General features: G+C 71.0%; 20 protein-coding genes. 12 read left to right on the top strand and 8 right to left on the bottom strand.

Annotation, left to right across the window (positions count from 1 at the left end; genetic code table 11):
• Positions 1-53 precede the first annotated feature (53 nt).
• The 3 genes from IEY95_RS12555 to IEY95_RS12545 form a co-directional block, all read right to left on the bottom strand.
• Positions 54-191, bottom strand: a complete 138-nt coding sequence (locus IEY95_RS12555) for a hypothetical protein (RefSeq protein WP_189186064.1) — start codon at positions 189-191, stop codon at positions 54-56.
• Positions 192-439: 248 nt separating this feature from the next.
• The gene (locus IEY95_RS12550) at positions 440-1,639 is read right to left on the bottom strand and encodes an LmeA family phospholipid-binding protein (protein ID WP_189186063.1); all 1,200 of its coding nucleotides are present in this window, start codon (positions 1,637-1,639) and stop codon (positions 440-442) included.
• 114 nt (positions 1,640-1,753) lie between these two features.
• Entirely contained in the window at positions 1,754-3,553 is a 1,800-nt protein-coding gene (locus tag IEY95_RS12545) for a bifunctional metallophosphatase/5'-nucleotidase (protein ID WP_189186062.1), read from the bottom strand.
• On the opposite strand from IEY95_RS12545, the gene IEY95_RS12540 reads away from it, so the two are divergent.
• Together IEY95_RS12540 and mshD are read left to right on the top strand one after the other, a co-directional pair.
• Complete coding sequence (locus tag IEY95_RS12540) at positions 3,552-3,767, top strand: hypothetical protein (protein WP_189186061.1); 216 nt, start codon at positions 3,552-3,554, stop codon at positions 3,765-3,767. The two genes, IEY95_RS12545 and IEY95_RS12540, sit on opposite strands and share 2 nt — an antisense overlap.
• Before the next feature lie 141 nt (positions 3,768-3,908).
• The gene (gene mshD / locus IEY95_RS12535; RefSeq protein ID WP_189186060.1) at positions 3,909-4,835 is read left to right on the top strand and encodes a mycothiol synthase; all 927 of its coding nucleotides are present in this window, start codon (positions 3,909-3,911) and stop codon (positions 4,833-4,835) included.
• Positions 4,836-4,875: 40 nt separating this feature from the next.
• On the opposite strand, the gene IEY95_RS12530 is transcribed toward mshD, so the two are convergent.
• From IEY95_RS12530 to IEY95_RS12510, 5 genes are all read right to left on the bottom strand, one after another.
• The gene (locus IEY95_RS12530) at positions 4,876-5,538 is read right to left on the bottom strand and encodes an ABC transporter (RefSeq protein WP_189186059.1); all 663 of its coding nucleotides are present in this window, start codon (positions 5,536-5,538) and stop codon (positions 4,876-4,878) included.
• Complete coding sequence (locus IEY95_RS12525) at positions 5,526-7,091, bottom strand: ABC transporter permease (RefSeq protein WP_229702852.1); 1,566 nt, start codon at positions 7,089-7,091, stop codon at positions 5,526-5,528. Before IEY95_RS12525 ends, IEY95_RS12530 begins: the two co-directional genes overlap by 13 nt.
• On the bottom strand, positions 7,088-7,948 hold the full coding sequence (locus IEY95_RS12520) for an ABC transporter ATP-binding protein (RefSeq protein ID WP_189186058.1): 861 nt from the start codon (positions 7,946-7,948) through the stop codon (positions 7,088-7,090). The genes IEY95_RS12525 and IEY95_RS12520 overlap by 4 nt, the downstream gene beginning before the upstream one ends.
• A 142-nt stretch (positions 7,949-8,090) precedes the next feature.
• A complete protein-coding gene (locus IEY95_RS12515) occupies positions 8,091-9,125 on the bottom strand; it encodes a cupin domain-containing protein (protein WP_229702850.1) in 1,035 nt (344 codons plus the stop codon).
• Positions 9,122-9,664, bottom strand: coding sequence for an RNA polymerase sigma factor (locus IEY95_RS12510; RefSeq protein WP_189186057.1), 543 nt, complete (start codon positions 9,662-9,664; stop codon positions 9,122-9,124). The genes IEY95_RS12515 and IEY95_RS12510 overlap by 4 nt, the downstream gene beginning before the upstream one ends.
• 135 nt (positions 9,665-9,799) lie before the next feature.
• On the opposite strand from IEY95_RS12510, the gene IEY95_RS12505 reads away from it, so the two are divergent.
• The 10 genes from IEY95_RS12505 to pstA all read left to right on the top strand — a co-directional run bounded on the left by IEY95_RS12505 (position 9,800) and on the right by pstA (position 20,894).
• On the top strand, positions 9,800-10,189 hold the full coding sequence (locus IEY95_RS12505) for a GntR family transcriptional regulator (protein WP_189186477.1): 390 nt from the start codon (positions 9,800-9,802) through the stop codon (positions 10,187-10,189).
• Positions 10,186-11,082, top strand: coding sequence for an ABC transporter ATP-binding protein (locus IEY95_RS12500; RefSeq protein WP_189186056.1), 897 nt, complete (start codon positions 10,186-10,188; stop codon positions 11,080-11,082). Before IEY95_RS12505 ends, IEY95_RS12500 begins: the two co-directional genes overlap by 4 nt.
• The gene (locus IEY95_RS12495; protein WP_189186055.1) at positions 11,079-12,080 is read left to right on the top strand and encodes an ABC-2 membrane transporter-related protein; all 1,002 of its coding nucleotides are present in this window, start codon (positions 11,079-11,081) and stop codon (positions 12,078-12,080) included. The genes IEY95_RS12500 and IEY95_RS12495 overlap by 4 nt, the downstream gene beginning before the upstream one ends.
• A complete protein-coding gene (locus IEY95_RS12490; protein WP_189186054.1) occupies positions 12,077-13,084 on the top strand; it encodes an ABC-2 membrane transporter-related protein in 1,008 nt (335 codons plus the stop codon). Before IEY95_RS12495 ends, IEY95_RS12490 begins: the two co-directional genes overlap by 4 nt.
• 342 nt (positions 13,085-13,426) lie before the next feature.
• Positions 13,427-15,655: an RNA degradosome polyphosphate kinase gene (locus IEY95_RS12485; protein WP_189186476.1), complete on the top strand. Its 2,229-nt coding sequence runs from the start codon at positions 13,427-13,429 to the stop codon at positions 15,653-15,655.
• On the top strand, positions 15,636-16,781 hold the full coding sequence (locus IEY95_RS12480; protein WP_189186053.1) for a CHAD domain-containing protein: 1,146 nt from the start codon (positions 15,636-15,638) through the stop codon (positions 16,779-16,781). The genes IEY95_RS12485 and IEY95_RS12480 overlap by 20 nt, the downstream gene beginning before the upstream one ends.
• Before the next feature lie 34 nt (positions 16,782-16,815).
• Complete coding sequence (locus IEY95_RS12475; protein ID WP_189186052.1) at positions 16,816-17,229, top strand: NUDIX hydrolase; 414 nt, start codon at positions 16,816-16,818, stop codon at positions 17,227-17,229.
• A gap of 363 nt (positions 17,230-17,592) precedes the next feature.
• A complete protein-coding gene (gene pstS / locus IEY95_RS12470) occupies positions 17,593-18,726 on the top strand; it encodes a phosphate ABC transporter substrate-binding protein PstS (RefSeq protein ID WP_189186475.1) in 1,134 nt (377 codons plus the stop codon).
• Between the two features lie 99 nt (positions 18,727-18,825).
• Positions 18,826-19,833 carry a phosphate ABC transporter permease subunit PstC gene (gene pstC / locus IEY95_RS12465; protein WP_189186051.1) on the top strand — a complete coding sequence of 336 codons (1,008 nt, stop codon included), beginning with the start codon at positions 18,826-18,828 and terminating at the stop codon, positions 19,831-19,833.
• A complete protein-coding gene (pstA, locus tag IEY95_RS12460) occupies positions 19,830-20,894 on the top strand; it encodes a phosphate ABC transporter permease PstA (protein ID WP_189186050.1) in 1,065 nt (354 codons plus the stop codon). The genes pstC and pstA overlap by 4 nt, the downstream gene beginning before the upstream one ends.
• The last annotated feature ends 35 nt before the right edge of the window (positions 20,895-20,929 follow it).

Genomic DNA, 20,929 nt, shown 5'->3' with positions numbered 1-20,929 from the left:
CGGCCGAGGCGGGGCCACCGGAACAATTCCGGGGCCCCGCCTCGTCACGGCTGCTAGCGGCCGTGACGGCTCACCGGGCGCGGCTTCGGAGCGGCGGCCTTCTTGGCGGCGGGCTTCGGCGCGGGCTTCGCAGCGTGCTTGGGGGCGGGCTTGTGCTGCTTCTTGACCGGGGCGATCTTGTGGAAGCTCATGGGGTTCTCCTTCTTCCCAGTGGGTGAATTCCCTTTGCCGTTTGCGCTGTTCGCTTTCGACATGGAAAACACTACGGGACCCCGAACCCGGAAATCGCCAATTCCGCTGAGACCTCAATGAATTGCATCTGAAAGAAATTCTCAGAGAGACGGCGGAACCGGCCGGTCACTCACACAGAATTTACGACGAACCTCACCTGGAACTTACTGAGGTTATTCAAAGGCTAATTCATCTGGTCGGTGTTCCGTCAATGGCCGATCGTCAGAGCCGCCCCCGTCATCCGCACCCGGATTCCGTCCTTCTCCACGCGGACGTCGCGCAGCCGCAGTTCGCCGCCCTTCGGATGCGGCAGGCGGAATCCCAAGGACAGCTGGTCCACGAGGACGGGCCGGGTGAGCCGGGAGAGGCCGTCGAGGAGAGCCGGATCCAGGCCGAGGCGTTTCAGGAGCGCCGGGTGGGCGATCGCCACGTCGAGGAGGTTCACGCGCATCGCCCGGCGGGCGAACGTCGCCGAACCCGTCAGCGAGGCGAGCTCGGTGTCGTCGCGCAGTGCCTCCCGCACCACGGCCTCCGGCACCCCGAGGCGACGCACGATCGACGGGACGGAGAGCAGGGCCCGCGCCCTGCCGGTCTCCTTGCCGAGGCGCGCCACCGAGCGTGCGCTCAGGTGCAGGCCCTCCGAGGCGCGCACCCCCGGCCGGTACGTCGCCAAGTCGCCGATGTCCAGGCGCATCCCGTCGATGTGCGTCGAGATGCCGCGCTCACCGTCGCGGCCGATACGGGCGTCGGCCCGGAGTCTCAGATCGTGTCCGGCGACCGGCAGCGTGCCACGCGCCCGCACCCGGTCCCGGCCGTGGCCCGTGAACGTCACCTGGGAGGCCCCGAGTTCACGGTTCAGGTCGTCGAAGGAGAGCAGCACTTCGCCGTGCAGCGCGGGGATACGGGCACCGCGTACGGAGGCGGGACCGTCGCCGCCGTCGAGCCGTACATGCGTCGCCGTCGCCGACACCTCGGCCAGCGAGACCCGGTCGGCGGCCACGTCCGGCACGGTCACCTTCACGGAGTCCAGCCGGTGGCCGGCGAGTTGGGTGAGAAAGGGAAAGCCCCCGATCTCGACCTCGGGCGCGGCGGCCAGGTGCAGCTGGTCCTTGAGTTTGTCGGCCGCCCGGTGCTCGGCGTACAGCAGCGCCCAGCGGTCGGCGAGCGTGAGGAACGCGGCGAGGGACAGGACGAGGACGGCGGCTTTCATCGCGAACGGCAGTCCGGCTAAGCGTTTCCGGCGGCGTCGGCTGCCCCGGCGGTGGTTGGGCGGTGCCCAGTCCTCCTCCGGCGCCTCTTCCGGCTCGTCCTCGTGGAGGAACTCCTCCAGCGGGCCGTCGTCCAGAGCGGCGAGCTCGTCGTAGGGGTTTGTACGGGGATGCGTTGTTATGCGGTGGGGGGTACGCATCGTCTCATCCGACCATGCGTACCACCCCTGTCCGCAACCGCAACCGCCCGTATGCGATCTACTTCACGATCTCCACGCCACGATCGCTACTTCACGATCGCCACTTCACGATCGCTACTTCACGATCGTGATCCGGTCCGCCGCCGGAACCGGATACGGCGTCGCCGCCGAGGAGTTGGCCGTCAGGTAGGACTCGAAGGCCGCCAGGTCGTCGCCGCCGACGACCACGTTCGCGCCCTTGCCGAGTTCGGCGAAGCCGTCGCCGCCACCGGCGAGGAAGGAGTTCATCGCGACGCGGTAGGTGGCGGTGGGATCGATGGCCGTGCCGTTGAGCTTGATGGAGCCCGCGACCACTCGGGCGGCGCCCGTCTTCGTCAGGTCCAGGGTGTAGGTGAGGCCCGAGGAGATCTGGAGGATCTTCGGCGACGCCTCGTTCGCGCCGCTGACCTGCTGCTGGAGCGCGGTGATCAGCTGGGCGCCGGTGAGGTTCACCAGGTTGACCGTGTTGGAGAAGGGCTGGACCGTGTACGCCTCGCCGTACGTCACCACGCCGTCACCCTCACTACCGCTCGCGGTGTAGGTGAGCCCGGCGCGAATGCCGCCCGGGTTCATCACCGCGAGGTCGGCCTCCGGGTCGACGGACTTGGCGTACGCGAGCTGCGCGTCGGCGATCAGGTCGCCGAGCGGGGACTCCGTGCCGGTGTTGCCGATCTCGCCCGCGATGTGGCCGATGGGACGCGAGGCGATGGGGGCGGAGAGCGCCTTCCACTTGGTGATCAGGGCCGTCATGTCGGCCGCCTTGGCCACGTCACGGGTGACGACGTGGTTCGCGGACTTCACCGCCGTACGGGCGATGTCGCCGGTCCAGCGGTCGTATGTCAGCGTCGTGTCCGTGTAGAGCCGGCCGAAGGACGAGGCCGAGGTGACCATGCGGGGGTTGCCCGCCGGGTCGGGGATGGTGCAGGCGTACGCCTGGTGGGTGTGGCCGGTGACCAGCGCGTCGACGGCCGGAGTGACGTTCTTGGCGATGTCGACGATCGGGCCGGAGATGCCGTCACCGGCGCCGGGGCTGTCGCAGTCGTAGTTGTACGCCGCCGACGCGGGCGAGCCGCCCTCGTGGATCAGCGCGACGATCGACTTCACGCCCTGGCGCTGGAGCACCTTGGCGTACTTGTTGATCGTCTCGACCTCGTCGCCGAACTTGAGGCCCTTGACGCCCTCGGCGGAGACGATGTTCGGAGTGCCCTCCAGGGTCACGCCGATGAAGCCGACCTTGACGCCGTTCTTCTTCCACACCCAGTAGGGCTTGAGGATCGGCCTGCCGGTCTTCTCGTCGGTGACATTCGCCGCGAGGTAGGGGAAGTTGGCGCCGGAGAACGTCTCGCTGTCGTCGTAACAGCCGTCCTTCGGGTGGCAGCCGCCGTTCTGCAGGCGGGCCAGCTCCTGGGCGCCCTCGTCGAACTCGTGGTTACCGACGCTCGTCACGTCCAGGTCGAGCTTGTTCAGCGCGTCGATCGTCGGCTCGTCGTGGAAGAGGCCGGAGATCAGCGGGGAGGCGCCGACCATGTCACCGGCGGCGGCCGTGATCGAGTACGTGTTGTTCTTGCGGGCCTGGCGCAGATGCGTGGCGAGGTATTCGACACCGCCCGCGTCGATGGTCTTCGTCGTGCCGTCCGCCTGCAGCTCCGTGACACGGCCCGAGGAGCCGGACGGCGGCTCCAGGTTGCCGTGCAGGTCGTTGAAGGACAGCAGCTGTACGTCCTGGTAGCGGCCGCTGCCGTGGTGGTGCAGCGGCGTCGCGTTGTCCTGACCCGCGCTGGCGGGCATCGCCGCGGCCAGCGCGCCGACGGTGGCGAGGCCGGCGGCGGCCGCGAGGATGCGATGGGTATGTCTGTGCCGGGGCGTCGGCGACATGGGTTCCCCCCTGTGGGATGCGTGGGAGCTGGAAGAGCTGAAAGTGCTGGAAGAGCTGAAAGTGCCGGACGAGCTGAAAGTGCCGGACGAGCCCGACGAGCCGGAAGAGCCGGAAGAGCTGAAAGTGCCGGAAGAGCTGGAAGAGCTGGAAGAGCTGGAAGAGCCGGAAGTGCCGGAAGAGCTGGAAGTGCCGGAAGAGCCGTGGAAGCCGTAGGAGCCGTGTGACGACTGCGACTTACCGCTGTGCGCGCACTTTAGATTCAACGCGCGTAGCGCAACAGGGGGTTGAGGGTTACCAACAGGTTGCGGTCGAGAGCACTTCGCCATGAAACGGGCAGGCCTTACCCTCGTAGCCATGACCAGCGACGACAGCGCACTGCCCGCCCTCTCCCGCTCCATCGAGACCTACTCCGCGCTCTCCCCGGGCCAGGCCGAGGACGTGCTCCAGCTGCTCACCGAGGCCGCGCGGGCCGACGGGCAGCAGGCGGTGTCCGAGCAGGGGCGGCTGCAGCTCAAGGGCGGGGCCCGTGAGGGCGTACGGCATCTGCTGCTGACCGTCCGCGACCAGCTCATCGGGTACGCGCAGCTGGAGGACACCGATCCGGTGGAGGCCCCGGCCGCCGAGCTGGTCGTACACCCGGCGCACCGCGGGCACGGGCACGGGCGGGCGCTGGGCTCGGCACTGCTCGCCGAGTCCGGGAAGCGGCTGCGGGTGTGGGCGCACGGCGGGCACTCGGCCGCCCGGCACCTCGCGCAGGTCCTCGGGCTCACCCTCTTCCGCGAACTGCGCCAGATGCGGCGGCCGTTGGCGGACCTCGACCTGCCCGAGCCGAAGCTCCCGAACGGGGTGCACGTCCGCGCCTTCGTGCCGGGCCGGGACGACGCCGACTGGCTCGCGGTGAACGCCGAGGCCTTCGCCCACCACCCCGAGCAGGGCTCCCTCACCCAGCGTGATCTGGACGACCGGATGGCCGAGCCGTGGTTCGACCCGTCCGGCTTCTACCTCGCCTTCCGCGAGGGGCGGCTCGTCGGCTTCCACTGGACCAAGGTCCATGCCGAGGAGCGGCTGGGCGAGGTGTACGTCCTCGGGGTGAGCCCCGGCGCCCAGGGCGGCGGCCTGGGCAAGGCGCTCACCACGATCGGGCTCCGCCACCTCGCCGCGCAGGGCCTGCCCACCGCGATGCTCTACGTCGATGCCGACAACAAGGCGGCGGTGACCGTGTACGAGCGGCTCGGCTTCGTCACCCACGAGACGGACCTGATGTACCGGACGGAGTCGTAACCGCTCCCGCGCCAACGGTTCGGCGCCTGCTCACGTCGGGTCAGCGGTGAGCAAGGGAGCTGATCCGCCACCGCTGCCGGGGTTCCGCGACGGAGCACGCTCCCAGCACCGCCGCCACGACCAGGAGCCCCGCCCAGCGATCGTGGGCGCCGTCCCAGCGCGGGTCGGTCACCGACACGAACAGCTCCCACCGTTCCGGGAGCAGCAGGGCACCGGCGGGGACGGCGAGCAGCAGTCCGGCCGACACCGCGACCCCCGGCTCGGCCACGTCGGAGCACCGCACGGCCACGGCCGCGGCGGCCAGGGCGAGTACGGCGACGGCCGCCGCCTCCAGGGTGACCGCGCCCACCGGGGGCCGCGTCTCCCCCGGTACGAGCAGGAGCGCGGCCGTCCACCACACCACCGCGAACGGAGCGACGAGCGCCACCCGCAGACCGACGCGCACCGGGCGCCGGGTCGGCACCGCGGCGGTGGTGTGCCGGGCAGGGTCGTCCAGCAGGAAGGCCAGGCCCAGGCCGAAGGCGAGCGCGGCGGCCCGCAGGAGGCTGAGGCAGAGCCACGGGTCGGGCGGGGACGACAGCAGCCGTGGGGTCCCGGCGAGCAGCAGCCCGAGGGCGCTGCCCACCGCGAGGGCCCGCCGGGGCAGGGTCCGGGACACCGGGCGCAGCAGGGCTCGGACCACGCGTGCGGTCACTGCTCGCATTCCTTCGCGTCCTCGGCGCCCGCACCCGCCGCCGGCACTCCGAGCAGCTGGGCCACCCGAGCCGTCGACGTCTTCGCAGAGGTGAGTTCCGCCCAGTGGGCCCGCACCTTGGGGATGACGCTGTAGCGGGGCTTGAGCAGCAACTCCCGTACGATCCTTGTCTGTTCGGCGCTCAGATAGACCGAGTTCGTGGGCGCGAGCGAGACCCCGGAGCCCTTGTCGCTGTCGTCGAGGCGGATGTGGCGGAACACGGTCATCGGGTCGGACTCCGAGGCCAGCGCCAGCCACATGATGGTCACTCCGCGGGCGTCGCACCCTTCGCCGCTGGACTCCTCGTCGCCGGCCACCAGAACCGAGGCGACGCCGACCGCGAACTCCGGGATCCGGTTGCCGCCCCACCGTGTGCCGACGGTCACCACGCCCGGCGTGCTGGACGCGGGGAGCGCGGCGGCGCCCTCCAGTCCGTAGCGGGCCTCGACCCGCTGCCGCACGGTCAGCCGCTCGCCCCGGGCCGAGCCGCCCGCGAGGGACTGGACGCGGGCGACGACCTCGGCCCAGTCCGCGGTGCGGCCGGTCCACTCGGGGTAGGCGCAGTACGTCGACCTGCCGTGGGCGACGCACGACTGCACCTTCTCCGGTGTGACGGACGCCTTGGCGCGGGCCGCGATCAGCGCGGCCGAGTCGCCCGGGGACTGCCCGACGACACCGGCGACCGTGGCGGCGAGGGCGAGAGCGGTCACGGCTTTGACGACACGCGTACGACCGCCGCCGACCAGGACCGCGAGACACAGCAGCAACACCACGAGCCCTGCCAGATACAGCACGTGCCAGGCGGCCGGTCGGCCCAGCAGGTCGGAGGGGAACGGGTCGGCCCCCTCCTCCGAGACGGCCGGGGACAGCCAGCGCACCCAGTGCGCGCCGCCCGTGGCGCCGGCCACGAGCACGGTGACGACATAGGCGCCGACCACGAAGAGCGGTGCGCCGAAGGCGGAGCGGATCAGCCGTGCGAGCAGGACGCCGAAGGTGCCGGACAGGAGGATCGCCAGCGGGCCCACGGCGAGTTCGGCGGGCGAGCCGTGGCCGACCGCGCCCGGCTTCAGCGCCGCCCAGGTGAACTGGAAGGCGACGACCAGCGCCGTGCCGGCGGCGAAGGGCGCGACGGACAGCACGTGCGCCACCGTGCGCCGCCACGGCTCCATGACCAGCACGTCGAAGTGCCGGTCCGTGCCCTGCCTGCGGGAGCGCAGCACGGCTCGGTTCACACAGACGAACAGCGCGATGCCCAGGAGCAGGGGCCCGGTCTGGGTGGACCGGTCGACGTCCTGGAGGACCGGGTAGTCGTCCATGCCCTCGCGGCCGTTGAACATCGTCCAGCCGGTGTAGCCGACGTACAGCGCGAGGAAGACGAACACCGGTATCTGCAGGAGCAGTTCGCGTGCCTCGAAGCGGGCGAGGGCGAGCACCGCGGCCGTCCTGGACCCCTGTCCCCGAGCAGGCGGCTCCACCCCCGTGGGAGCCGCCTGCTCGACCGTGCCGGTGGCGGTACCGCTCATGCCGCCACCTCCGCGGGCTCGCCGTCGAGGGTGAGCAAGTAGCCGTCCTCCAGGGTCGGATCGAGGAGGTCGGCACCCTCGGGCGGGTCGCCGACGTTGCGGAAGGAGCCCGTGCCCGTACGCCATCCGGCTCGCGCACCCGGGTCGCGTTCCGTGCTGCTCCACACCCGGCCCGCCGCCCGCGCCGTCAGCTCGGCGGGCGTGCCCTCGAAGCGGACGCCCCCGCGGGCCATGACGATCACGCGGTGGCAGAGCATCGCGACGTCCTCGGTCTGATGGGTGGAGAGCAGAACCGTCCGCCCTTCCCCCGCCTGGGCGATCAGCTCCCGAAAGCGCATGCGCTGTTCGGGATCGAGGCCGACGGTCGGCTCGTCGAGGACGAGGAAACCCGGGTCGCCGACGAGCGCCGCGGCCAGCGCGACCCGCTGGCGCATACCGCCGGACAGCCTCTTGATGCGCTTGCTCCGTACGTCGGACAGGTCGACGGCATCGAGCACACGCCGCACCTCCCGGTGCCGGGCGCCGCGGTCCGTCAGCTCCTTCAGGATCGCCACGTAGTCGACGAACGCGAAGGCCGAGAAGTCCTGGTGGAACCCGGGCGTCTGCGGCAGATAACCCAGCGCGCGACGCACGTCCAGGCGGCCGGCCGTCGTGCTCGGGTCGTGCCCGAGCACCGTGAAGGCCCCCCGGTCGGCGGGCACCGCGGTGGCGAGCACCCGCAACAGAGTGGTCTTTCCGGCCCCGTTGGGCCCGAGCAGCCCGGTGACGCCCTCGGTCAGCCGCAGCGAGACGTCGTCGAGAGCGACGGTCCCGCCGTAGCGGAGGGTCAGACCGGATGCGGAGACGGTGGGGGTCATACGTACGGCACTCCTGTCGGAGGGGTCGGAGACGTGGGCAGAGGCGGCGGTCACGCGGCACCCCTGTGGAAGGTGGGGACGGTCACGCGGCGTCCCCGTGGGACGGGGGCGGTCACGCCGCGCCCCCGTCGGATGGGGGCGCTCACGCGGCACCCCCGTCGGAGAAGTGGGTGAAGGACGCGCGCGACGCGTCGAAGCGGTCGCGAAGCAGATAGAGCAGCCCGACGGCAAGCGCCGCGACCGCCCCGGCGACGCCTTGTCCGGCCGCCGTGAACGGAGCGAGCGTGCCGCCCGCCTCGGTCGTCGTCTGCGCTGCCACCAGCAGGCCGATCCACGCGCCGCCGACCAGGGAGGGCGCGAGCACCGGACCCAGCCTGGGGGTCAGCGCGAGCCCGGTGCCGGTGAGGGCGAGCGCGGGCAGCAGCCAGGCCAGCGCACGCAGCCCGTACGACGGCAGCGCGAGAGTCGCCAGGCCGTTCAGGCCCAGGCCGACGGCCAGTACGGCGACCGTGCGGATCATCAGCAGCCGGAACCCGTGCATCGGTGACACGACGGCCGTCTCGTACGTCGGGTCGAGCTTGGGCCCGTACGACAGCGCGACCCCGGCGAGCGGAAGCAGCGGTGCGAGGGCCAGGAACAGCGAGGGCGAGGCCGCGGACTGCACCGCGTCGGCCGCCACCACGGTCATGACGAGCACGGCGGCGACCGCGCCCAGCCAGGAGCGGCGCAGCACGGGCGTGGCCGTGAGCAGCCGAGCGATGTGATCGGCGACGCCGACCCGCACGAGCAGCGACTCGAACAGCCCCGGCCGCGGCGCGTCCAGCTCGGCGTCGAGCCGCTCCCACCCGGCGTCCAGCGCGACAGGGTCGCTCACCGCGGCCAGCGCCTCCCGGCACCGCGCGCAGGAGGCGAGGTGGGTGTCGGCCGACCAGAGCCGCGGAGGGGCCAACTCGCCCTGCGCGTAGGCCCGGAGGTCGGCTTCGTCCACGTGCCACCGGCCGTCGGTCGGTTCGGTGCCTGCGCCCGCGTCCGCGTCAGGTGCGGGCGGACCAGCGGCTTTCGCCGCCTCCGCCGCTTCCCGTCCCGTCCCTGGGTGCTGCCGCCCCCCGTCCCCCGCGTCGGCTCGAACGGCCTCGTCCTCGAACGCCGGACGGGCTGCATACTCGTCGCCGCTCATGCCAACTCCTCCCGCAGCTGCTTGCGTGCACGCAGTGCCCGCGTCTTGACCGTGCCCGGCGGAATGCCGAGCAGGACGGCCGCTTCCCGGGTGCTGAGCCCGTCGATCACCGTGGCCTGGAGGACCGCGCGCAGTTCGGGCGAGAGCCGGGTCAACGCGCCTGCCAGGTCGCCGTGTTCGACCCCGGCGAGCACCCGCTCCTCGGCGGAGTCCTCGTCCCGGTGCCGGAGGCGGGCGAGCGCCTGCCGCAGCCGCCCGCGCGCGCCGTCGCCGCGCAGGGCGTCGATCAGTCGTCGCGAGCCGATGCGCCACAGCCAGCCGGCCGCGTCGCCCTCCTCGCGGTAGCGGGCGGTGCCGCGCCACACGGCGAGGAAGGTCTCCTGCACGACGTCGTCGACGACTCCGGCGTCGGCGCACCGGCCGCGCAGCCGCGCGGTCAGCCACGGCGCGTACCGCCGGTACAGCTCCTCGAAGGCGCGACGGTCCCCGTCCGCCGCGATGGCCCGCAGCAGTTCCCCGTCGCTTCTCGTTTCCCTCACACCCCCTCATCGGACGAGCCCCGCCGATCGGTTCACGCATCGGCCCACGAAATCTCGGACCCTCTCGGTCTTGACCGTGGCCACCCTCTTGCACCACCCTTTCACTACTCAATTAGTGAAAGGGTGGTTGTCCGAGTGGTCGAGTACCGCATCGACCGGCGCAGCGGCGTCGCCACCTACGTCCAGATCGTCCAGCAGACCAAGCAGGCCCTGCGCCTCGGCCTCCTTGAACCGGGCGACAAGCTCCCCACGGCCCGTGAGGTCGTGGAAGCCACCGCCATCAATCCGAACACCGTCCTGAAGGCCTACCGCGAGCTGGAGCGGGAGGGCCTGGTCGAGGCCAGACGCGGCCTCGGCACCTTCGTACGGAAGTCGCTGGGCACCGCCCCGGCCGACTCGCCCCTGCGCGCCGAACTGGACGCCTGGGCGAGCAGGGCCCGCGAGGCCGGGCTCCAGCGCGACGACGTGGCGGCGCTCTTCACCGCCGTAATCGATGAACAGTTCAGCAAGGGAGACCAGGAATGACCGAGACCGCCATAGCGGCGGCCGCGCTGGGCAAGCGGTTCGGGCGGCGCGGGGGCTGGGCCCTGCGCGAGTGCACCTTCCGGCTCCCGGTGGGGCGCGTCTGCGCCGTCGTCGGACCCAACGGCGCGGGCAAGTCGACCCTGCTGGCCCACGCGGCCGCGCTGCTCGCCCCCACCGAGGGCTCCCTGACCGTGCTCGGCACGCACCCGGCCGCCGCCCGCGAGCGCATCGCGTACGTCGCGCAGGGCAAGCCGCTGTATCCGCAGCTCAGCGTCGCCGACACGCTGCTCCTGGGCCGGGAGCTCAACCCCGCGCGCTGGGACGCCTCCGTCGCCGAGCGGATCGTGGCGGCCGGCGACCTCGACCCGAAGGCCAGGGTCCGCTCACTCTCCGGCGGTCAGCGCACCCGCGTCGCCCTCGCCCTCGCGCTCGGCAAGCGGCCCGAACTCCTGCTCCTGGACGAGCCGATGGCCGACCTCGACCCGCTCGCCCGCCACGAACTGATGGGCCTGCTGATGGCCGAGGCCGCGCAGTACGGCACCACGGTCGTGATGTCCTCGCACGTCGTCGCCGAACTGGAGGGCTCCTGCGACTACCTGCTGCTGATCGGCGGCGGCCGGGTGCGCCTGGCGGGCGACCTGGACGACCTGCTGGCCGCGCACCTGCTGACCACCGGCCCGGTCCGCGACCTGGACCCGCACACCGTCGTCGAATCCCGCACCACAGGGCGCCAGTTGACCGCGCTGATACGACCCCGGGGACCGCTTCCCACCGACGGCGGCGCCACCGCGCCCTCGCTCGAGGAACTGCTCCTCGCCCACCTGCGCAACCCCGACGCCCCCGCGCTGGTCCTCGACCCCGCCCGCACCCCCGCCCAGGAGCCCGCCGCATGACCGCCGTCACCGTCGCCGGCACCCCGGCGGCGCCCCCGTTCGCCACAGCGCGCGCGATGCTGCGGCTGCACCGCCCCGCGCTGTTCCTCTGGACGGGCGTGGTCCTCGCCGCCCTGGCCTTGATGGTGTGGGGCTATGGATGGCTCGCGGAACCGGCGGCCGCCGCCTACCAGCGCCTCAAGGCGTGCGACTACGCCTGCTCGTACGACCAGGACGCGTACCTCACCTACAAGGACGTCCTGCGCTACGCCTCGTACCTCGTGACGTTCCTGCCCCTCCTGGTCGCCGCATGGGCCGGCGCCACGCTGACCAGTCGCGAGCTGGAGAGCGGCACGGCGCAGCTCGCGTGGACCCAGTCGGTCACGCCCACACGCTGGCTCGCCGCCAAGCTGCTCGCCCCGGCCACCCTGCTCACGGCGGGCACCTCACTCCTGGTGCTGCTGCACCACCTGCTGTGGGCCGAGGGCCGCCGTGCCGACGTCCTCGGCTGGAACGACATCCTGATCTTCCAGGCCAACGGCCCGACCACCGTCGCACTGACCCTGTTCGGGCTGGCCGCCGGCGCCCTCACCGGCCTGCTGCTGCGCCGCTCGCTGGCCGCGCTGGCCGTCACCGTCGCGGTCACGGCGGCCGTGGGCTTCGGCCTCAACTGGTTCCGCGGGTACTTCTGGCCGACCCTCACCGTGACCGCCCCGCTCAAGGACGGCCCCTGGTTCGGCGGCTCCGTGGTCTCCTACGGCGCGGTCACGTCCACCGGCGCCCATGTACCCGTACCGGACTGCGCCCAGTACTGGAGCGCCGCCAAGGACTGCCGCGCCCAGCTCGACAAGCAGCACATCGTGCGCTTCTACAGCGAGATGCACCCCTACTCCCACTACTGGCCCCTCCAGCTCACGGCGACCGCCCTCACCCTCGCCCTCACCGGCCTCGTGGTTCTTCTCGCCTTCCGTGTGCTCGAGCGCCACACCGGCACCGTCGCGAAGGGAACCGCCGTATGAGCGCCCTCACCGCCAGAGGCACGGTCGCCCGCGCGAACGACAGCGGCGCGTTCGGCGGCCTCCCCTGGACCGTCCTGCGCCTGCACCGCACGGCCCTGCTGCTCTGGGGTGCCCTTCTGCTCGCCGTCGTGGGGACCCTGATCTGGATGTACGCCATCGGTGCCGACGCCCGCGCGGGACTCAGCGCCTGCGCCACACCGGCCACCGACACCCTGCCGAGCTGCTCGGACGTCGAGGCGATCAACACCGACGAGACCTACGGAATCGGCATCGGCCTGGTCGACACCGCCCTGTCGTACCTGACGTTCCCGGTCGCCGCCTGGGCAGGTGCCGCGCTGATCGGGCGCGAACTGGAGAGCGGGACCGCGGAACTGGCCTGGACCCAGTCCGTCACCCCGGTGCGCTGGCTCACCGCCAAACTCGCCGTCCCGGCGGCCCTGATCGCCACCGGCACCACCCTGATCGTCCTCCTCAACGTCTGGGCCCGCCGGGACGACAACCCGGACCTCGTCGGCGACTGGTACAACCCCGACGTCTTCCTCTCCACGGGCCCGGCCGCCGTCGCCCATGTCCTCGCCGGGCTCACCCTCGGCGCGCTCGCGGGCCTGGTCACCAGGAAGGCGCTGCCCGCGGCGGGCGTGGCCTTCGCGGCGACGCTGGTCCTGTACAACGTCGTCGACTGGTTCCGGACGAGCCTGTGGCCCACCGACACGGTCACCGGACGGGCCGCGCTGCACCTCCCGCGCAGCTCCCAGGTGCTCGAACACGGCGCCGTCACCACCACCGGCGAGCGCATCGGCAACAACCTGGCCTGCGTCGGCTACGACAACGCCACGGACATCAAAAACTGCATGGCCCGCTCCGGCCTGAGCGACTTCTGGGCCACGCGCCACCCCGAGTCGCACTTCTGGCCCCTCCAGTTCATGGAGACCGGTGTGCTCCTCGCCGTCGCGGCCCTCTCCACCGCAGCGGCGTTCCGGCTGCTGCGCCGCCGTACTCCTTAGGCGGGAAACGTACGCACCTCACGGGGGTGGGCGCGTACGGGGCTCCCCGGCATGTAGACGTCGGGGAGCCGCCCCCCGCTATCCCGCACGTCATGTCGCCGTAACCATCGATTCAAGTGACCTTGCGACGCTCGACCAATGAAGCCCGCCGCGCCCGAGCCGTCGCCTCCACCGGAGAACGAGACCTCGTCGACGACGGGGAGTGAGCGTACGCCAGTGAGGCGATGGGGGTCCCCCCGCCCGAGCGAAGCCGAGGGTGGGGGAATGAACATCCGCCTCGCTCCGCTGCCGCTCGCCCTCTCCGACGCGCCGGTCTCGCCCCTGGCGCGGAAGAATGGGTCCATGAACCAGCCCAGCGCTCAGGCACCGGTACAGCACCCCCAGCCGTCCGTCGGCTCCATAGCCGCTCACCGCCCGCACACCGTGTCGGCGGCGGTCTCCGATCTCGAGCCTGACATCGACGCCGACCTCGACGTGTACGAGGACTCGGTGCGGGACGGCATCACGCTGCCGCAGGGCCGCTTCCTGGACCGGGAGCGCAGCTGGCTCGCGTTCAACGAGAGGGTTCTGGAGCTCGCGGAAGACCCGAACACGCCCCTCCTGGAGCGCGCCAACTTCCTGGCGATCTTCGCCAGCAACCTGGACGAGTTCTTCATGGTCCGGGTGGCGGGTCTGAAGCGCCGTATCGCGACCGGCGTGGCCACGAAGTCCGCCTCCGGCCTGCAGCCCCGCGAGGTCCTGGAGATGATCTGGGCCCGTTCGCGCGAGCTCATGGCCCGGCACGCGGCCTGCTACCAGGAGGACGTCGCCCCCACGCTCGCGGAGGAGGGCATCCACCTGGTCCGCTGGAGCGAGCTGACCGAGAAGGAGCAGGCCCGCCTCTTCACGCTCTTCCGGCACCAGATCTTCCCGGTCCTGACCCCGCTGGCGGTCGACCCCGCGCACCCCTTCCCGTACATCTCCGGCCTGTCCCTGAACCTGGCCGTCGTCGTACGGAACCCGGTCAGCGGCCACCGCCACTTCGCGCGCGTCAAGGTCCCGCCGCTACTCTCCCGCTTCCTGGAGGCCTCCCCGAACCGCTACGTCCCCATCGAGGACGTCATCGCGGCCCACCTGGAGGAGCTTTTCCCGGGCATGGAGGTCCTTGAGCACCACACCTTCCGCCTCACCCGGAACGAGGACCTGGAGGTCGAGGAGGACGACGCCGAGAACCTGCTCCAGGCCCTGGAGAAGGAGCTCATGCGGCGCCGCTTCGGTCCGCCGGTGCGCCTGGAGGTCGAGGAGTCGATCGACCGGTACGTCCTCGATCTGCTGGTACGGGAGCTGAAGATCTCCGAGGCCGAGGTGTACCCGCTGCCGGGTCCCCTGGACCTCACCGGCCTCTTCGGCATCGCCTCCCTGGACCGGCCCGAGCTGAAGTACCCGAAGTTCATCGCGGGCACCCATCGCGACCTCGCGGAGGTCGAGTCGGCGTCCGCGCCCGACATCTTCGCCGCCCTGCGCGAACGCGATGTCCTGCTGCACCACCCCTACGACTCCTTCTCCACCTCCGTGCAGGCCTTCCTGGAGCAGGCCGCGTCCGACCCGGACGTGCTCGCCATCAAGCAGACCCTGTACCGGACGTCGGGCGACTCGCCGATCGTGGACGCGCTGATAGACGCCGCCGAGTCCGGCAAACAGGTCCTCGTGCTGGTCGAGATCAAGGCCCGCTTCGACGAACAGGCCAACATCAAGTGGGCCCGCAAGCTGGAGGAGTCGGGCTGCCATGTCGTGTACGGCCTGGTCGGTCTGAAGACCCACTGCAAGCTGTCGCTCGTCGTACGACAGGAGGGCGACACCCTGCGCCGCTACTCCCACGTCGGCACGGGCAACTACCACCCGAAGACCGCCCGGCTGTACGAGGACCTCGGACTGCTCACCGCCGACCCGCAGGTCGGCGCGGACCTCTCCGACCTCTTCAACCGGCTCTCCGGCTACTCGCGCCGCGAGACCTACCGCCGTCTGCTCGTCGCCCCCAAATCCCTGCGCGACGGCCTGATTTCGCGGATCGACAAGGAAGTACAGCACCACCTCGCCGGCCGCCCCGCGTTCGTCCGCATCAAGGTCAACTCGATGGTCGACGAGGCGATCATCGACGCGCTGTACCGCGCGTCCCAGGCCGGAGTGCCGGTCGACGTATGGGTGCGCGGCATCTGCGCGGTCCGGCCGGGCGTCACCGGCCTGTCCGAAAACATTCAGGTCCGCTCCATCCTCGGCCGCTTCCTCGAACACTCCCGGGTCTTCGCCTTCGGCAACGGCGGCGAGCCCGAGGTGTGGATCGGCAGCGCCGACATGATGCACCGCAACCTCGACCGGCGGATCGAGGCTTTGGTCAGAGTCACCGACCCGGCCCACCGGGCAGCCCTCAACCGGCTGATGGAGACCGGCATGTCCGACACCACCTCCTCCTGGCACCTGGGCCCCGACGGCGAGTGGACGCGGCACGCCGACTCGGATGGCCAGCCCCTGCGGAACGTCCAGGAGATGCTCATAGACGCGCGGAGGCGCCGGCGTGGCACAGCAGCACCTTGATCCCCCCACCGACCCCACGGCCGGGCCCTCCCGCAAGCTCTCGGCTTCGCTCGATCAGGGAGGTACTCCCCTCGGGGACGCCCTGGCCGAGTATCTGCGGGCCCAGGCCACGGAGTTCCTCCGTTCGCTGCGCCAGCACCGGGAGACCGGCGGGACGTCGAACGGCTCGGCGGAGTCCGTCGACGCGGCGCGGGCACTGCGCCGCTCGGCCCGCCGCATCAGCGGCAGCCTCCACACCTTCCGGCCCCTGCTCGACCCGGACTGGTCGGAGGGCATGCGCCCCGAACTGGCCTGGCTGTCCGGCACGTTGGCCCGGGAACACGCGTACGCGGCACGCCTGGAACGGCTGCTGGGCGCGCTGAACCGCCTGTCGGGTTCGTCGGCGCTCCCGGCACAGTCGGCGGCCAAGCCCGTGGGCCAGTCGGCCGCCTCCGCTTCCGCCGTGGGCGGTCGTTCCGCCGGTGCGGAACCCGGCACCCCCGGCCCCCGCGCCCAGCCCGCGGGCAACCTGACCGTGGGCGCGGCGAAAGCAGGCGCCCTCCTGGACCGCCAGCTGACCCTGGCCCGCACCAGGGCCCACTCGGCGGCCCTGCAGGCACTGGGCTCGAGCCGCTTCCACGCGGTGGCCGACAGCGTGGCGGTCCTGGCCAGCGAGGTCCCGCTGACCCCCGCGGCCACCGCCACCGACCTGCGCCCGATGGCCGCCGCCGCGGAGGACCGTCTGACCGACGCGATCGCCGCGCTGCCGCTGGTCACCGCGGGCCACCCCTACAACGCGGAGGCCCTCGTCCACGGACTCTCCGCCGACACCGCGCCCCAGCCTCAGGACGCCCCCTGGCACCAGGTCCGCCTGCTGCTGCGGCTGCACCGCTACGCCCGCGAGGTCCTGTACGGCGAGGACTGTCCGGCCGACGTACGACTCCTCGCCGCGGGTCAGGCCCTCAACCGGCACCGGGACGCCGCGGAGGCGGCATCGGCCGCGGCGTCGGCGGCCCGCACCCCGCGCATCGCCCCGGCGACGGCGTACGCGCTCGGCGTGCTCCACGCCGACCAGCGGCACGAGGTGGAGGCGGCACGGTTCGCGTTCCAGCGGGCTTGGCAGTTGGAAGTGGTACGCACCCCCTGAGGGAGGACCCATGGCGGACAACGAGGGAGGCCCCATGGCAGACGACACCATCCAAGCGGCGGGCTGCGTCCTGTGGCGTCGCTCCCCGGTCGACGGCGAGTTGCAGATCTGCCTCGTCCACCGGCCGAAGTACGACGACTGGTCGCACCCGAAGGGCAAGCTGAAGCGGGGCGAGGATCCTCTCGTGGGCGCGTTGCGCGAGGTCGAGGAGGAGACGGGGTACACGGCCGTCCTGGGTGCTCCCCTGCCGACGCTCCGCTACCTCGTCGCCGGCCGTCCCAAGGATGTCCGGTACTGGGCGGCCGAGGCGACGAACGGCCACTTCACCCCGAACCGCGAGGTGGACCGCGTCCTGTGGCTCTCGCCCGTCGAGGCCCGCGACCGTCTGACGATGCCCAGGGACCGCGACCTGGTCCACGCCCTGCTCGCCTCGCTGCACCTGACGTAGTCACGCGATGTCACCGCCGTGCGAGTGCCGCCGTCGTGTCCGGCGACTCTGTGTGTATCGGCGTCGGCGCAAAGGAGTCGACACCTGCGCGATTACGTCCGGTTGCCCAGAGTTATCAATGCGGCCCTATGCGACCCTAGTTGTCGGAAACCGCCCCGTGTCCTCGGCGTAAGCGTTCCGTGACCTCACCGCACCGTCCGCAGGGGTTCACCCCCCGTTCACTTACGCCCATCGGCCGCTTCACCTGTTCTGCCTAATTTCGGCCTTACCCGGTGCGGAGCGCTCACTCGATGTGGCGTTCGCATGACACCGACCCTCGCACGCCGCCACCTCGACGGCGGCTCCTGGAAGGAACTCCCGAAAGTGAAGCTTCAGCGCAAGAACCGGCTTCGCGCCCTCTCGCTCGGTGCCGTCGCCGTCTCCGGCGCCCTGGCCCTCACGGCGTGCGGCTCGGACGACACTGGCAAGAGCAACGGTGGCGGCAGCTCGGCCTCTGCCAGCAACAACAGCGCCATCAAGTGTGACGACGCCAAGGGCCAGCTGCAGGCCTCCGGCTCTTCCGCGCAGAAGAACGCGATCGACGCGTGGGTGGCGCAGTTCAAGGCCGCGTGCAGCAGCGTGCAGATCAACTACAACCCGACGGGTTCGGGCGCCGGTATCACCGCGTTCACCCAGGGCCAGACCGCGTTCGCCGGTTCGGACTCGCCGCTGAAGCCCGAAGAGGCCACGGCTGCCAAGAAGGCCTGCGGCGGCAACGCCGCCATCGACCTTCCGATGGTCGGCGGCCCGATCGCGATCGGCTACAACCTGGACGGCGTGGACAACCTCACGCTGGACGCCTCCACGCTCGCCAAGATCTTCGACGGCAAGATCACGACGTGGAACGACAAGGCCATCGCGAAGCTGAACCCCGACGCGAAGCTTCCCAGCACCAAGATCCAGGCCTTCCACCGTTCGGACGAGTCCGGCACCACGGACAACTTCACCAAGTACCTGAAGGCCGTCGCCCCGTCCGACTGGAAGTACTCGGGCGGCAAGGCCTGGCAGGCCAAGGGCGGCCAGTCCGCGCAGGGCTCCTCCGGCCTGGCCCAGCAGGTGAAGCAGGTCCCGGGCGCGATCTCGTACTTCGAGCTCTCCTACGCCGCTGACGGCATCAACACCGTCGACCTGAAGACGGACGCCGCGACCCCGGTCAAGGCCACCGTCGAGAACGCCACCAAGGCCATCGCCACCGCCAAGGTCGCCGGCACGGGCAACGACCTGGCGCTGTCCCTGAACTACAAGCCGACCGAGGAAGGCGCCTACCCGCTTACCCTGGTCACCTACGAGATCGTCTGTGAGAAGGGCAACAAGGCCGACACCCTGGCCGCCACCAAGTCCTTCCTCACCTACATCGCGAGCGAGGACGGTCAGAAGCTGCTGACCGACGCCAAGTACGCGCCGATCCCCGACGAGATCATCACCAAGGTCCGTTCCACCATCTCGAGCCTGAGCTGACCTGAGTGTGCGGCCCGCCTCGCCGAGGCGGGCCGCACCGTCCGGTGCACCGCCGCCTGGAGCCGCCACCCGTACGGCTCCGCAGACCGGAGAATCCTGATGGACATATCAACACAGAACGCTGAAGCCCCTCCCCCCACCCCACAGCCTTCCGCGGCCGTCCTGAAGAGTGCGAGCCGCGGCGCCACCCGCCCTGGAGACCGGATCTTCCTCGGTCTCTCGCGCGGGTCCGGCATTTTCCTGCTGGCGATCATGGCCGCCATCGCGGCCTTCCTCACCTACCGTGCCGCCCTTGCGATCAGCAAGGACCACGGGAACTTCCTGACCACGTTCGAGTGGAACACCAGCCTCGAACCGGCGACCTTCGGTATCGCGGTCCTCGCCTTCGGCACCGTGGTCTCCGCGCTCATCGCCATGGTCCTCGCGGTCCCGGTCGCGGTCGGCATCGCCCTGTTCATCACGCACTACGCGCCGCGCAGGCTCGGCGGCACCATCGCGTACGTGATCGACCTGCTGGCCGCCGTCCCGTCCATCGTGTACGGCCTCTGGGGCGCCCTCGTCCTCGTACCGCACATGGACGGACTCTTCGGCTGGCTCGACCACTACTTCGGCTGGACCGGCATCTTCGAGTGGCAGGGCGGCGCGCCCCGCTCGATGCTCACCGTCGGCATCCTGCTGGCGATCATGATCCTGCCGATCATCACGAACGTGAGCCGTGAGGTCTTCCGCCAGGTCCCGCAGATGCACGAGGAGGCCGCGCTGGCCCTCGGCGCCACGCGCTGGGAGGTCATCCGCATGTCGGTGCTGCCCTTCGGCCGCTCCGGCGTGATCTCCGCCTCGATGCTCGGCCTCGGCCGCGCGCTCGGCGAGACGATGGCCGTCGCCACGGTCCTCTCCCCGACCTTCGATATCAACGCCAGCCTGCTCGACCCGGGCGGCGGCACGTTCGCCCAGAACATCGCGAGCAAGTTCAGCGAGGCCACCCCGCTCGGCCAGGACGCGCTGATCGCCTCTGGTCTCGTCCTGTTCGTCATCACCCTGCTGGTCAACGGCGCGGCGCGCGTGATCATCAACCGCCGCAAGGAGTACTCGGGGGCCAACGCATGAGCACCGCACCCGTCAGCCACAGGCGCGCCAGCACGCTGCGCGGCGCCAGCCTCCCGAAGTGGTCCCCGTGGGCCATCGCCGTGGGCTCCGTCGCCGTCGCCGCGGGCATCGGCCTGGGCGCCGGCCTCGACAGCAAGGTCCAGTGGGGCCTGATCGCAGCGATCCTCTTCGTCCTCGGCACATACGCCATCGCCGCGCGCGTCGAGGGCCGCCGCCAGGCCAAGGACCGGGTCGCGACCAGCCTCGTCTGGGTCTGCTTCATCGTCGCCGTCGTCCCGCTGGCCTCCCTGATCTGGGAGACCGTCAAGCGCGGTGTGAAGGTCTTCGACGTCTACTTCCTGACCCATTCCATGGGTGTGGTCGCCGACACCCAGCCCGGTGGCGGCATCTACCACGCGATCATCGGCACCCTGGAGCAGGTCGCCATCGCCACCCTGATCGCGGTGCCGATCGGTGTGCTCACCGCGATCTACCTCGTCGAGTACGGGCGCGGCAAGCTCGCCAAGGCCGTCACCTTCTTCGTCGACGTCATGACGGGCATCCCGTCGATCGTCGCCGGCCTCTTCATTCTCAGCTTCTGGATCCTCATCCTGGACATGGGGTACTCCGGCTTCGCCGGTTCGCTCGCCCTGTCGATCCTGATGATGCCCGTGGTGGTCCGCTCCACGGAGGAGATGCTCAAGCTCGTACCGAACGAGCTGCGCGAGGCCTCCCTCGCGCTGGGCATCCCGAAGTGGCGCACCATCCTCAAGGTGGTTCTGCCGACCTCCATCGGTGGTATCACCACGGGTGTGATGCTCGCCGTCGCGCGCATCACCGGTGAGACCGCTCCCGTGCTGCTGCTGGTGTGGGGCACCAGTGTCATCAACGACAACCCGTTCTCGGACCCGCAGGCCTCGCTGCCGCTGTACATCTACCAGCAGTACGCGAACAGCGCCGGTTCCGGCGCGGCCTACGACCGGGCATGGGCGGCGGCACTCGCGCTCATCGCCTTCGTCATGATCCTCAACCTGGCAGCGCGTGGCATCGCGCGCTGGAAGGCGCCCAAGACGGGCCGCTGACGCGGCCAATCAGCGACCCGAACCTTCGCGAAAGA

This window comes from Streptomyces albiflavescens (genome assembly GCF_014645835.1).
GTDB classification, from domain to species: Bacteria; Actinomycetota; Actinomycetes; order Streptomycetales; family Streptomycetaceae; genus Streptomyces; species Streptomyces albiflavescens.
The sequence above is the reverse complement of the archived record's forward strand: the minus strand, read 5'-3'. Positions and strand labels throughout refer to the sequence as shown.